The organism is Halorussus marinus (genome assembly GCF_004521895.1).
Classification (GTDB): Archaea; Halobacteriota; Halobacteria; order Halobacteriales; family Haladaptataceae; genus Halorussus; species Halorussus marinus.
This window is the reverse complement of record NZ_SBIR01000012.1, coordinates 14,905-28,155: the sequence shown is the minus strand read 5'-3', so window position 1 is coordinate 28,155 and position 13,251 is coordinate 14,905. Positions and strand designations below refer to the sequence as shown.

Here is a 13,251-nt window from a genome sequence, read left to right as displayed (position 1 = left end):
GTGTCTCGCGCGCGTCGGCTACTGTGACCGACTACGACGCGATCCTCTTCGACAACGACGGCGTGCTGGTCGAACCCCCGTCTCGGGAGACGCTTCGGGAGGCCGCCCGGACCGCCTTCGAGGCGGTCGGCGTCGACGACGCCGACGAGCGCCACGTCGAGGACGTGATGTACGGCGTGACCCCGGAGTTGCTCGGGCGCGTGTGCGACCACTACGGGCTCGACCGGGCGGCCTTCTGGGAGGCCCGGGACCGCCGGGCCGCCGCGGCCCAGCGCACCGAGTTCCGCGAGGGCGAGCGCGACCGCTACGACGACGTGGCGGCGCTCGCGGACCTCGATCACGACTTCGGTGTCGTGAGCTCGAACCAGCACCTCACGATCGAGTTCGTCGTGGAGTTCTTCGGATTCGAGGAGCTGTTCGACACGTACTACGGCCGGGAGCTAACCGTCGAGAGCGTCCGGCGCAAGAAGCCAAATCCACACTACCTCGAACGCGCGCTCGCGGACCTCGACACCGAATCGGCGCTGTTCGTCGGCGACAGCGAGAGCGACGTCGAGGCCGCCGATCGGGCCGGGCTCGACTCGGCGTTCGTCCGGCGCAGCCACCGCGCCGACCTCGAACTGTCGGTCGATCCGACCTACGAGGTCGAAGACCTCTGGGGCGTCGCAGAGATAGCGGGCCGAACGTAGCTACTCGGCGTCCGCGTTCGCCTCGTCGCTGGCCTCGGCTAACACGTCGACGCTCGCGACCGCGTCGGTGCCTTCGAGTTCCATCACCGTCACGCCCATCGTGTTCCGGCCGACCTCGGAGATGTCGGCCGCCCGGATCCGCATGATCTGGCCGTCGGCGCTCATGATGACGAGGTCCTCGTCGGGGCCGACCGCCTTGACCGAGGTGACCCGTCCGTTGCGGCCGCCGGTCTTGATGTCGACGAGCCCCTTCCCGTTTCGGGACTGGCGCCGGTACTCGCCGAGGGGCGTGCGCTTGCCGTAGCCGCGCTCGGTCACCGTCAGCAGGTCCCGGTCGTCGCCGTCCGACGGTCCCGAAGCGTCGGCCGCGACCATGCCGACCACTTCGTCGTCGCCTTCGAGGTCGACGCCGCGGACCCCGCGGGCGCTCCGACCCATCTCGCGAGCCTCCGACTCGTCGAACCGGATCGCCATCCCGTCGGCGGTGGCCAACAGCAGGTCCTTCGAGCCGTCGGTGACCTCGACGTCGACCAACTGGTCGCCGTCTTCGAGTTTCGCGGCGATGATGCCAGTCGAGAGGATGTTCTCGAACTCGGCGGCGGCGGTCCGCTTGACGTAGCCGTCCCGGGTCACCATGCTGATCGACTCGTCGTCCTCGAACTCGTCGGTGTTGACGACCGCGGTGATCTCCTCGCCGTCGTCCAGATCGAGGAGGTTGACCGCCGATTTGCCCCGGGCGGTCCGGGACATCTCGGGAATCTCGTAGGTCTTGAGCCGGTAGACCTGCCCCTGATTGGTGAAACAGAGCAGGTAGTCGTGGGAGTTGGCCCGGAACACCTTCGAGACCCGGTCGCCCTCCTTCACGTCGGCGCCGATGATCCCCTTGCCGCCGCGGTTCTGGGCGTCGAACTGGGCGGCGGGCATCCGCTTGACGTAGTCCTGCTCGGTCACGACCACGACCACGTCCTCCTCGGCGATGAGGTCCTCGCGGGTGACCTCCTCGTCGTCGTCGATGAACGAGGTCCGCCGCTCGTCGGCGTACTGGTCTTTGATCTCCAGCAGTTCCTCCTCGATGACCGAGAGCAGTTCGGACTCGTCGCCGAGGATGGTCTCCAGACGCTCGATGCGGGCCTGGACGTCCTCGTACTCGTCTTCGATCTCGGCGGCCTCCATCGAGGTGAGGCTCCCGAGTTGCATCCGGACGATGTGATCGACCTGATCGTCCGAGAAGCCGTACGCCGACTGGAGGCCGTCTTTCGCGGCGTCGCGATCCTCTGCGTCGCGGATGATCTCGACCACGTCGTCTGCGTGTTCGAGCGCGGTGAGCCGGCCTTCGAGGATGTGGGCGCGGTCCTGGGCCTCGTCGAGTTCGTACTGGCTCCGCCGGCGCACGACCTCCTTGCGGTGGTCGAGGTAGTGTTCGAGGGTCTCTTTCAGCGAGAGGACCCGGGGTTCGCCATCGACCAGCGCGAGGTTGATGACGCCGAACGTCTTCTCGAGGTAGCTCTCGAGCAGTTGGTTTTTGACGACCTCGGTCATCGCGTTCCGCTTGAGTTCGACGACGACTCGGATGCCGTCGCGGTCGGACTCGTCGCGGAGGTCCCGGATGCCCTCCAGGGACCCCTCGTTGACCGCGTCGGCCATCTTCTCGATCATCCGGGCCTTGTTGGTCTGGTAGGGGAGCTCGGTGATGACGATGCGGTCGCTCCCGTTCTCGCGTTCCTCGACCTCGAACTCCGCGCGCATCCGGATGCGTCCGCGGCCGGTCTTGTACGCGGCGTGGACCGCGTTCCGGCCGACGATGTTCGCGCCGGTCGGGAAGTCGGGCCCCTTGACGTGGTCCATCAGGTCCTCGACGGTCGCGTCGGGGTCTTCGATGAGCTCGACGGTCGCGTCGATCACTTCCCCGAGGTTGTGGGGCGGGACGTTCGTCGACATGCCGACCGCGATGCCCGACGACCCGTTGACCAGCAGGTTCGGGAACGCCGAGGGAAGGACCTCCGGCTCCTGGAGGCGGTCGTCGTAGTTGGGCTGGAAGTCGACGGTGTCCATCTCGATGTCGGCGAGCAACTCCTCGGAGATGGGGCTCATCCGGGCCTCGGTGTACCGCATCGCGGCGGCGGGATCGCCGTCGATCGAACCGAAGTTCCCCTGTCCGTCGACCAGCGGATACCGCATCGAGAAGTCCTGTGCCATCCGGACCAGCGTGTCGTAGATCGCCGAGTCGCCGTGAGGGTGGTAGTCACCCATCGTGTCGCCGACCACCGAGGAGCTCTTGCGGTGGCTGGAGCCGCTGGTGACCCCCTCCTCGTGCATCGCGTAGAGGACCCGGCGGTGGACCGGCTTCAGCCCGTCGCGGACGTCGGGGAGCGCACGCCCCGCGATGACGGACATCGCGTAGTCGATGTAACTCTGCTCCATCTCGTCTTCGATCCGGGCCGACGTGACTTCCGCGGCGCCGACGTCGGCCGGATCGGGTACTTCCGAACTCATATGTCGACCCACTCCGCTTCGGTTGCGTGTTCTTTGATGAACTGCTTTCGCGGTTCGACGGCGTCGCCCATCAGCACCGAGAACATCTTGTCGGCGGCCGCGCCGTCCTCGATGGTGATCTGCTTGAGGACGCGGTTCTCGGGGTTCATCGTGGTCTCCCAGAGCTGGTCGGGGTTCATCTCCCCGAGGCCCTTGAACCGCTGGACCTGCGTGGGATTGCCGTCGCACACTTCCTCGACGATCCGGTCGCGCTCGGCCTCGGTCATCGCGTCGTAGGTCTCGCCGCGATACCGGACCCGGTAGAGGGGCGGCTGGGCCGCGTACACGTAGCCCGCCTCGATCAGCGGCTTCATGTGGCGATACAGAAGCGTCAACAACAACGTCCGGATGTGGGCGCCGTCGACGTCGGCGTCGGTCATGATGATGATCCGGTTGTACCGGGCCTCCTCGATGTCGAACTCGTCGCCGATACCCGTCCCGAGCGCGGTGATGAGCGACCGGATCTCGTCGTTCTCGAGGATGCGATCGAGCCGGTGTTTCTCGACGTTGAGGATCTTCCCCTTCAGCGGGAGGATGGCCTGATTCTCGCGGTTTCGACCCTGCTTTGCCGATCCGCCCGCCGAGTCGCCCTCGACGACGAACAGCTCTGAGTCGCTGGGGTCTCTGGACTGACAGTCCGCGAGCTTGCCCGGGAGCGCGCTCGATTCCAGCGCGTTCTTCCGTCGGGTCAGCTCTTCGGCCTTCTTGGCCGCCTTGCGCGCCTTCGCGGCCTCAACCGCCTTCGAGACGATCGCCTCGGCGGTCCGGGGGTTCTCCTCGAAGTACGTAGCGAGCCCCTCGTGGATCGCCGACTCGACGATGCCCCGGACCTCGCTGTTGCCCAGTTTGGTCTTGGTCTGGCCCTCGAACTGGGGGTCGGGATGCTTGATCGAGATGACCGCGGTCAGCCCCTCCCGGACGTCCTCGCCCTTGAGGTTCTCGTCTAGGTCGCCGAGCAGTCCGTTCTCGTCGGCGTAGTCGTTGACGTACCGCGTCAGCGCGGTCTTGAATCCGGTGAGGTGGGTGCCGCCCTCGCGGGTGTTGATGTTGTTGGCGAACGCGTGGAGCGACCCCTGAAGCTCGTCGGTCGCCTGCATCGCCACCTCGACCCGGATGTCCTGCGCTTCGTTCTCGAAGTAGATGACGTCGTCGTGGAGCGGCGACTTCGTCTCGTTGAGGTACGCGACGAACTCCCGGATGCCGCCGTCGTACTTGAACGTGTCCGACTGGCCGTCGGCCTCGCGCTCGTCGGCGAGGCCGATCTCGACCCCGGAGTTGAGAAAGGCGAGTTCGCGCAGTCGGCTCTCGAGCGTCGAGTAGGTGAACTCGGTGGTCTCGAAGATGTCGCCGTCGGGCCAGAACCGGATCGTGGTGCCGGTCCCCTCGTCGGGGTCGAGATCCCGGACCCGCTGTAGCGGAGCGGCGGGCTCGCCGCGCTCGAACTCCTGTCGCCAGAGCGCGCCGTCGCGTTTCACCTCGATCCGGAGCTCGGCGGCCAGCGCGTTGACGACGCTGACGCCGACGCCGTGGAGGCCGCCCGAGACCTGATAGGACTTGTTATCGAACTTCCCGCCAGCGTGGAGGACCGTCAGGATGACTTCGACCGCGGGCTTGTCGTACTCCTCGTGGGTGTCGACCGGGACGCCCCGGCCGTCGTCGGAGATGCTCACCGACCCGTCACCGTGGATAGTTACATCAATCGAGTCACAGTAGCCGGCGAGCGCCTCGTCGATAGAGTTGTCAACGACCTCGAACACGAGGTGATGGAGCCCCCGCGCGTCGGTCGACCCGATGTACATCGCCGGGCGCTTGCGCACCGCCTGTAACCCTTCGAGGACCTGGATTTGCCCGGCCCCGTACTCACTTTCCTGACTCATAAAGACTGTCTCACGGTAGTAGTCGGGTACGGATAAAACCCTCGCACACGCGCGCGCGAATGCTAGGTCAGGTGACTGAGGGTTTCGCCGCGAACGGCGCGGAGAGCGTCCTGTCACGTCGGGTGTCATCTCGGCTCGGCAATTCGTATAGTCGAATGGTGTGTATCGCGGTCGCCCCCGACCGCCGTCTCCACTTTCACTTTCACTCCGGTCCACCGAGAAGGCTATAAATGTCCCGTCGTTACCTGAGTCCACAGAATGCCATCTATTCAGTCGACGCTCGGCGAGGAGGAGGGGATCGCCGAGGAGTTGGCCGAGAGCCAACAACAGATCTCCATCGCCGAGTTCTTCGAGAAGAACAAGCACATGCTCGGGTTCGACAGCGGCGCCCGGGCGCTGGTGACCGCGGTGAAAGAGGCGGTGGACAACGCCCTCGACGCGACCGAGGAGGCGGGCATTCTTCCCGACATCTACGTCGAGATCGACGACGCGGGCGACTACTACACCCTCGTCGTCGAGGACAACGGTCCCGGCATCACCAAAGAACAGGTCCCCAAGGTGTTCGGGAAGCTCCTCTACGGCTCGCGGTTCCACGCCCGCGAGCAGTCCCGCGGCCAGCAGGGGATCGGGATCTCGGCCGCGGTCCTGTACTCCCAGCTCACCTCGGGCAAGCCCGCCAAGATCACGAGCCGGACGAAAGGTAGCGCCGAGGCCGAGTACTTCGAACTCATCATCGACACCGACGAGAACGAACCCGAGATCCAGCACGCCGAGACCACCTCGTGGGACCGGACCCACGGCACGCGCATCGAGCTGGAGATGGAGGGCAACATGCGCGCGCGGTCCCAGTTGCTCAAGTACATCAAACACACCGCGGTCGTCAACCCCCACGCCCGCATCACCTTCGAGGAGCCGAGCATGGACGAGCCCCGCCAGTTCGAGCGGGCGACCGACCAGCTCCCGGCCGAGACCGAGGAGATCCGCCCGCACCCCCACGGAGTCGAACTCGGCACGGTGTTGAAGATGCTCGCCGAGACCGATTCACACAGCGTCTCTGGGTTCGTCCAATCGGAGTTCACCCGCGTCGGGAAAAAGACCGCCGACTCGATCGTCGACAACTTCCGTGACCGCCACTTCGGCCGGGAGGCCGCCTGGCGGGCGCCGCGGTCCCACGACGAGGCCGACGTGGCCCGCGCGGTCCAGCAGGCGGTCGCCAACAAGGGCGCGGAGGCGACGAACGCCTTCGCCGACGAGGTCGCGAACGCGGTCGCGGCCCGCGACCGGGTGGCCCACAGCGAGCTCCGCGAGATCGTCGCCGACGCCGCCGAGATCGGCGACGACCACGGCGTGACGTTCGGCGCGACGGTCCGGGAGAACGCGATTGGGGCGGCGTGGGACGAGCTGACCGCCGACCGGACGAGCGACCTCTACCAGCTGGTCGACGCGGCCACGACCACCCGAAAAGACGACGAGGCGATCGACGGGCTGGCCGAGCGACTCGCAAAGCGCTTCGAGAAGGGCCGCGAGCGCGATCGGGCGACCCACTCCGAACTCCGAAAGTACGTCGACCGCGCCGCCGACCAGACCGAGGAGTACGACGACGCGACGTTCGGCGAGACCGCCCGCGAGAACGTCGTGACCGAGCTCTGGTCGGTGATGGTGACGGTGCCCGACGAGGTGCCGAAGGTACGGGACCTCGCCGAGGATCGCGACGCCGCCAGCGACCTGCTGGAGGCGATGCGCGAGACCGACATCATCTCGCCGCCGACCAACTGTCTGTCGCCGATCACCGCCGACCTCGTGGAGGCCGGACTCAAGAAGGAGTACGACGCCGACTTCTACGCCGCCTCGACCCGCGACGCCGACGTCCACGGCGGCGACCCGTTCATCGTCGAGGCGGGCATCGCGTACGGCGGCGACCTCGAGGCGGACGGGCAGGCCGACGTCCTGCGGTTCGCCAACCGGGTGCCGCTGGTCTACCAGCGCGGGGCCTGCGCGACGACCGACGTGGTGAAGTCGATCGGGTGGCGAAACTACAACCTCAGCCAGCCCGGCGGCTCCGGAATCCCGAACGGCCCGGCGGTGATCATGGTCCACGTCGCCTCGACGAACGTCCCGTTCACGAGCGAGAGCAAGGACGCGGTGGCGAACGTCCCCGAGATCGAAGACGAGATCGAGCTCGCGATCCGGGAGGCCGCCCGCGAGCTCAAGTCGTATCTCAACAAGCGCAAGTCCCTCGAAAAGCGCAAGAAAAAGCAAAACGTCATCGCCTCGATCCTCCCGAAGATGGCCGAGAAGGTCGCGGAGGTCACCGACAACGACGAGCCCCAGTACGACGACGCGCTGGCCCGGATCATGAACAACGTCCTCGTCGAACGCGAGCGCGAGGACGGGCGCGTTCGGCTCGTCGTCGAGAACCACACCGACACCAACGAGTCGCCCGACATCACCGACATCGTGACCGCCGAGCCGTCGAACCTCTCGGACGGCGCGACCGCGGTCGACATGGACGGCGAGTGGTTCGTCAAGTGGTCGCCCACCGTGCCCAGCGGCGAGGAGGCCGTCTTGGAGTACGACGTCTCGGCGGAGGCATCGTTCGACCTCAGCGTCGAAGGAATCGAAGACCCCAAACTCACCCTCAACCAATGAGCACGGACACCACAGCCCAAGAGAAACTCATCGACCTCGCCGCGGAGTTCTACGATCAGCTAGAGCGGGGCGAGATCCCCGAGATGTCGGTCCCCACCCGGACCAAGAGCAACATCGTCTTCGACGAGGACTCGGACGTGTGGGTGTACGGCGACCGCGAGAGCACCCGGAGCGCAAACAGCGTCCGGGGGGCGCGCAAACTCCTCAAGGCGATCTACACGATCGAGTTCCTCGCCGACCAGCTCGACGCCGACCGGTCGTCGACCCTGCGTGAACTCTACTACCTCAGCGAGAGCTGGGACGTCGACGAGGCGCAGTTCTCCTCTCAGGACGAGTCGAACCAGCTCGTCGAGGACTTAGAGATCGTCTCGGAGGTCACCCGCGAGGACTTCCACATGCGGCCCGAGGAGTCGGGCGCGACCATCATGGGGCCGCTGTACCTCCGCGAGCAGACCCGACGGGGCGAACGCGAGATCCACTGTCAGGAGGACGTCGGGGAGGGCGGCTACCAGATCCCGAACAACCCCGACACGATCGAGTTCCTCGACAACGACGCCGACTTCGTGCTCTGCGTGGAGACCGGCGGCATGCGCGACCGGCTGGTGGAAAACGGCTTCGACGAGGAGTACAACACCATCATCGTCCACCTCAAGGGCCAGCCCGCCCGCGCGACCCGCCGGATCACGAAGCGACTCCACGACGAACTCGACCTTCCGGTGACGGTGTTCACCGACGGGGACCCGTGGTCGTACCGCATCTTCGGCTCGGTGGCGTACGGCTCGATCAAGTCGGCCCACCTCAGCGACTACCTCGCGACCCCGGAGGCCCAGTTCATCGGCATCCAGCCCGAGGACATCGTGGAGTACGACCTCCCGACCGACCCGCTGAGCGATTCCGACGTCAACGCCCTCGAGAGCGAGCTAGAGGACCCCCGCTACCAGACCGACTACTGGGAAAAACAGATCGAGATCCAACTCGACATCGAGAAAAAGTCCGAACAGCAGTCGCTGGCGTCCCACGGACTCGACTTCGTGACCGAGACGTACCTGCCCGAGCGCCTCGACGAGATGGGCGTCCTCTAGCGCTCCCTGACGAACTCGTCGGCGTCTCGGGCCGTGCTATCCCCGACCTCACCGCCCGTGAACGGATCGCCCTGCGCACAGGACCGACAGTACCAGTTCTCGCCCTTCTCGTCGGTCGAGATCGGGAGTCCCGCGACGTACAGCGTCTCCCCGAACGTGCGCTTGACGCCCGTGCCGACCGGCCGCGAACACGCCGTGCAGGGCACGTCTGGCGCCTCGACGACCTCCTCGTCGGTCGATCGGACCCTGCCGAACGTGGTGACCGACTCGCGGTCGGCGAACCGTTTCCGGAACGGGGGGAACGCGAACAGCGCGACGGCCAGACACGTCACGCCGAAGAGCGCGGCCGGGAGGGCGACCGCGTCGCCGAGGACCGCGAATCCGAAGATCGCACACAGGAAGCTGAGGAAGTAGCTCGCCGGATCCGAGACGAGGTCATCGCCCGAGGCGTCGTCCTCGCCGCCCCCGGAGACGTACCGCTCGGTGCCGTCGGCTCGAAGTTCGATCCGGTCGGCCCCCGGCGAGTAGCTGTACCACGCGTACAGGAGGTTGCCAAAGCCCCAGGTGAACAGGAACAAGAGCGCGTGGACGCCAAGCGAGCCGAACCCCCGGTCGATCAGCACGACCCGATCGCCGTAGTCGTGTTTCACGTCCCACCCCTCGACCGTGTGGTCCTCGACTCGGCGCCGGAAGTCGTCGCGGCGGTTCGACCGGCGGCTCCCGATCGGCGCCCCGCAGTCCGAGCAAAACGAGTCGTCGGGACCCAGCGCCGACCCGCACTGCGAGCAGAAGTTCGAGCCGTTTGGAGGACTCATATGCGAAGGTGTTAGGCCCCCAGTAAGTAAATGCTGGTCACACGTTGCCGTCCCGCGAAACGCGCCCGCGGTTTTTTGGGCGGTCGCGTCGGTCGCCCGCAGTCCGCTCACTCCCGGCTCCACGACGCCAGCGCGTCCTCGATCGCCGCGTCGCGGGCCCGGAGGTGTTCGCGCTCGGCGGCGCTCCGGACGTCGAGTTCGTGGAGGGTGTCCACCGCGACGCGGTCGGCGGCGAGCCTCGCGGCCGCGGCCACCTTCGCGTCGTCGAGCGCGACCGCCTCGCGGGCGCCGACCGCGTCCGGTCTCGTGAGCGTCCGGGCATCAGCCAGGGCCGCGACGCCCTCGCGGGTCCAGCAGTCGTGACAGCACCGGAACGCGAGCGTCCCCACGTAGTCGCCGAGGTCGGTCGGCGCGAGCCCGCCGTCGGTCGCCCCGCCCCAGACGAGTCCGAGCGAGTCGACCACGGCGTAGCGGTCGTCGTCGCTCCCGCAGGCGGCACACGCCGTCGGCTCGTCGGTGTAGGGCCACCCGTCGGGGACCGCCGCCGTCGGTTCCCGTCGCGACATACGCCCACGTTCCGGCAGAAGAGTTAAGAATCTAACCTTTCAGGCCTCGTCGAGCACCACCGGGACGCCGCGGCTCGCCACGTCGGCGGCGAACGCCCCAGAGTCGGTCTCGATCGACTCGAAGGTGTTGTAGTGGACCGGGACCACGAGATCGGGGTCCAGCGCCGCCGCGAGTTCGGCGGCCTCGCGCCGGTCCATCGTGAGCGAGCCCCCGATCGGCGGGCAAAACAGCGAAACGTCGAGTTCCGCGTGACCGTCGAGCGGATCGGTATCGCCCGGGAAGAAGACGGTCGCGTCCGCCAGCGTCACCAGAAAGCCCGCGCCGAACCCCTCGGGGTGGTACGGGTCGCCGCTCGCGTCCGTGCGAGGGCCGTCGGGCTCGTTGTACGCCGGGACCGTCCTGACGATCGCGTCGCCGAACAGCCGGTCGGTCTCCTCGTCGACCCGGAGCGTCTCGTAGGGGAGATCGTCGAGGTCGACCACGTCTCGGTCGATCTTCGGCGGGTAGACCGCCTCGTAGGCGACGACGGTCGCGTCGGCGTCGGCCACGCGCTCGATGGCGTCCGAGTCGTAGTGGTGATCGTGCGTGACGAGGACGAGGTCCCCGTCCTCGGGGCGGTAATCGCGGGGGTCTGGGTGGGGCTTCTGGGCCGATTCGGGGCGGTACTCGCCGGTGAGGGTGCCGTACCGGCCGGGGTCGATGTAGACGACGGTGTCGCCGGGCGATTCGAGCCGGAGCCCGGCGTAGCCGAGCCACTCGACGGTCAGGTCGCGGTGTCGGACGGTCATGGTCGGGCGTTCGGACAGTCCGTAGTAAACGGTTCGGATTGCTGTCGCGCTCGACGCGGCGCCGAGCGCGGCGATCAGTGGGCGGGGCTGTACGTCTCCGAGAGGACGTTGAGCACGACGACGCCCCCGATTACGAGCGCGATCCCGACCAGACCCGCGAGATCGACCGTCTCGTCGAAAAAGAGAACCCCGACGAGCGCGGCCGCCACGATGCCGACGGCCGACCACGTCGCGTACACCAGCCCGATGGGTAGCTCCTGGAGGGTGAGACTGAGCAGGTAGAACGACCCGAGATATCCGACGACGACGATCGCCGACGGAACGGCGTTCGTGAACCCGTCGGAGAACTTGAGCGCGGTCGTGCCGCCGACTTCGGCCGCGATCGCCGCGGCGAGGTACGCGTACTCTCGCATCCTTGTCGCCGAGTAGCTCGCCGCATCCCATAAACTATTCGACATCTGCGCCGCGGGGCCACGAGCTCGTCTCTCCGGCGGCCCGGACGGCGAACGACCCGGGGAGCGATACCTGTCGGTCGATCACTGACGTTCCGCGAGTCGCTCGACCCGCGGAAGCGAGTCGGCGTCCGCGGGGTCTTTGTCGTCCCGAACGCCGAGAAATCGGGGAAACCGCAGGGCGTACCCAGACGAGTAGGTGGGCGAGCGCTGGATCTCCTCGTAGCCCACCTCGAACACCACCTCGGGGCGAACGTCGACCGTCTGGCCGTCCTGCGACTGGACGTGGGGCTCGAGCAGCGCCGTGAGGTCCCCGAGCTCCTCGTCGGTGATGCCGGTCGCGACCTTCCCGATCGTCTCGAACCCGCCGTCGGCCCGGGCCGACAGCAGGAAGGTGCCGAGAAACTCCGCCCGGCGGCCCTCGCCCCACTCGGCGCCGGTGACGACGAGGTCGAGCGTCTCGACGTCCGGCTTGCGCTTGCGCCAGTTGCGCCCGCGGCGGCCCGGCGTGTACGTCGACTCGGGGTTTTTGAGCATGATCCCCTCGTGGCCCGCTTCGAGCGCGTCGGCCTCGATCTCGGCGACTTCGTCGGGATCGTCGGTCGTCCAGAACGCCGACACGCCCGCGTCGAGGACGCCGTCGAGCCGATCGCGGCGCTCGGGCACGGGCGCGTCGAGCAGGTCCTCGCCGGCGGCGTGGAGGCAGTCGAACGCGAACAGATCGAGCGCGACCGACTCGCGGGCCCGAGCCACGTCGTGTTTCCGCCGGAACCGACGGAGCACCGCCTGAAACGGGAGGGGGTCGCCGTCGTCGTCGGTCGCGACCACTTCGCCGTCGAGGATGGCCGGCGCCGAGAGGTGCTCGCGGACGTGCTCGACCACCTCGGGGAGCGCGTCGGTCACGTCCTCCATGTTCCGCGAGAAGACCGCCACCTCGCCGTCGGCGTCGTCCCACCCGAGGCCGTCGGGATCGTAGTGGATCTGGACGCGCGCGCCGTCGTACTTCCACTCGACCGCGACCTCGCCCCAGTCGTCGAGCGCGTCGCCGACGGTCCCGGCCTGCGCGAGCATCGCCTGCACGGGTCGGCCGACTTCGAGTTCCAGTTCGTCGAGCCCCGCCGCGCCGGCCTCGCGAGAGACCCGGGCGACCTCGCCGTAGTCGTTCGACACCTGGAGGGCGCGCGCGACCGACTCGACGGGCACGTCGAAGGCGGCCCCGATCGCGTCCCGGACGGTCCCCTCGCCGACGCCGATCCGCATCTCCGAGAGCACGAGCCGTGCGAGATATCGGGCTTCCTCGGCGCTCGCGCGGTTGAACAGCCCGAACAGGAGGTCGATCTTCTTGTCCTGACTCCCCGATCCCGCGGCCGCCGCGAGGGCGTCGAGCTCGTCGGCGACCGACGCGACCGTCAGGTCCTCGGCCCCGCCCGAACCGAACGCGCCCAGCCCCTGCTGGCCGCCGAACTCGTAGCTCGCGGCGACCTCGCCGACGTCGCCGACCTCCGCGAGTCGGGCCTCGACGTCGTCGGCCGAGACGTTCCGCCCGGCGGCCCGCGCGATCGCCTCGTAGCAGTAGTTCGGCCCGATGTCGAGCGTCCGCGACGACCAGGCGGGGAACACTCGGCCCTGCACGAACCGCGCGACAACGGGGAGATCCGAGCCGGCGGTCTCGAACAGGGCCGTGACCCGCTCGGTGATCTCGGTGTCGGCGCTGAGCGACTCGATCTCGGCGGCGGCGTCGGCGAACTCCCCGAACTTCATCGACCGGGCGTAGTCGGCAGTCGCAGTTAAGCGGTCCGA

General features: G+C 67.6%; 10 protein-coding genes. 3 read left to right on the top strand and 7 right to left on the bottom strand.

Features of this window, described 5'->3' with window-relative positions:
- Positions 1 to 23: 23 nt before the first annotated feature.
- Positions 24 to 689, top strand: a complete 666-nt coding sequence (locus EPL04_RS14845) for an HAD family hydrolase (RefSeq protein ID WP_134671981.1) — start codon at positions 24 to 26, stop codon at positions 687 to 689.
- Here EPL04_RS14845 and gyrA read toward each other — a convergent pair whose 3' ends face one another.
- Together gyrA and gyrB are read right to left on the bottom strand one after the other, a co-directional pair.
- Positions 690 to 3,182, bottom strand: coding sequence for a DNA gyrase subunit A (gyrA, locus tag EPL04_RS14840; protein ID WP_134671980.1), 2,493 nt, complete (start codon positions 3,180 to 3,182; stop codon positions 690 to 692).
- On the bottom strand, positions 3,179 to 5,098 hold the full coding sequence (gene gyrB / locus EPL04_RS14835; RefSeq protein WP_134671979.1) for a DNA topoisomerase (ATP-hydrolyzing) subunit B: 1,920 nt from the start codon (positions 5,096 to 5,098) through the stop codon (positions 3,179 to 3,181). Before gyrB ends, gyrA begins: the two co-directional genes overlap by 4 nt.
- A 258-nt stretch (positions 5,099 to 5,356) precedes the next feature.
- Between gyrB and EPL04_RS14830 the strand changes: the two genes are divergently transcribed.
- Together EPL04_RS14830 and EPL04_RS14825 are read left to right on the top strand one after the other, a co-directional pair.
- Positions 5,357 to 7,747, top strand: coding sequence for a DNA topoisomerase VI subunit B (locus EPL04_RS14830; RefSeq protein ID WP_134671978.1), 2,391 nt, complete (start codon positions 5,357 to 5,359; stop codon positions 7,745 to 7,747).
- Positions 7,744 to 8,829, top strand: a complete 1,086-nt coding sequence (locus EPL04_RS14825; RefSeq protein ID WP_134671977.1) for a DNA topoisomerase IV subunit A — start codon at positions 7,744 to 7,746, stop codon at positions 8,827 to 8,829. Before EPL04_RS14830 ends, EPL04_RS14825 begins: the two co-directional genes overlap by 4 nt.
- On the opposite strand, the gene EPL04_RS14820 is transcribed toward EPL04_RS14825, so the two are convergent.
- The 5 genes from EPL04_RS14820 to ligA form a co-directional block, all read right to left on the bottom strand.
- Complete coding sequence (locus EPL04_RS14820) at positions 8,826 to 9,644, bottom strand: zinc ribbon domain-containing protein (RefSeq protein ID WP_134671976.1); 819 nt, start codon at positions 9,642 to 9,644, stop codon at positions 8,826 to 8,828. The genes EPL04_RS14825 and EPL04_RS14820 overlap by 4 nt on opposite strands.
- A gap of 107 nt (positions 9,645 to 9,751) precedes the next feature.
- Entirely contained in the window at positions 9,752 to 10,210 is a 459-nt protein-coding gene (locus EPL04_RS14815; protein ID WP_134671975.1) for a hypothetical protein, read from the bottom strand.
- Between the two features lie 39 nt (positions 10,211 to 10,249).
- Complete coding sequence (locus EPL04_RS14810; protein WP_134671974.1) at positions 10,250 to 10,999, bottom strand: MBL fold metallo-hydrolase; 750 nt, start codon at positions 10,997 to 10,999, stop codon at positions 10,250 to 10,252.
- 74 nt (positions 11,000 to 11,073) lie between these two features.
- Positions 11,074 to 11,412 (bottom strand): DMT family transporter, encoded by a 339-nt coding sequence (locus EPL04_RS14805; RefSeq protein ID WP_134671973.1) that lies wholly within the window; start codon positions 11,410 to 11,412, stop codon positions 11,074 to 11,076.
- A 123-nt stretch (positions 11,413 to 11,535) separates the two neighbouring features.
- The gene (gene ligA / locus EPL04_RS14800) at positions 11,536 to 13,212 is read right to left on the bottom strand and encodes an ATP-dependent DNA ligase LigA (protein ID WP_134671972.1); all 1,677 of its coding nucleotides are present in this window, start codon (positions 13,210 to 13,212) and stop codon (positions 11,536 to 11,538) included.
- Positions 13,213 to 13,251 lie beyond the last annotated feature (39 nt).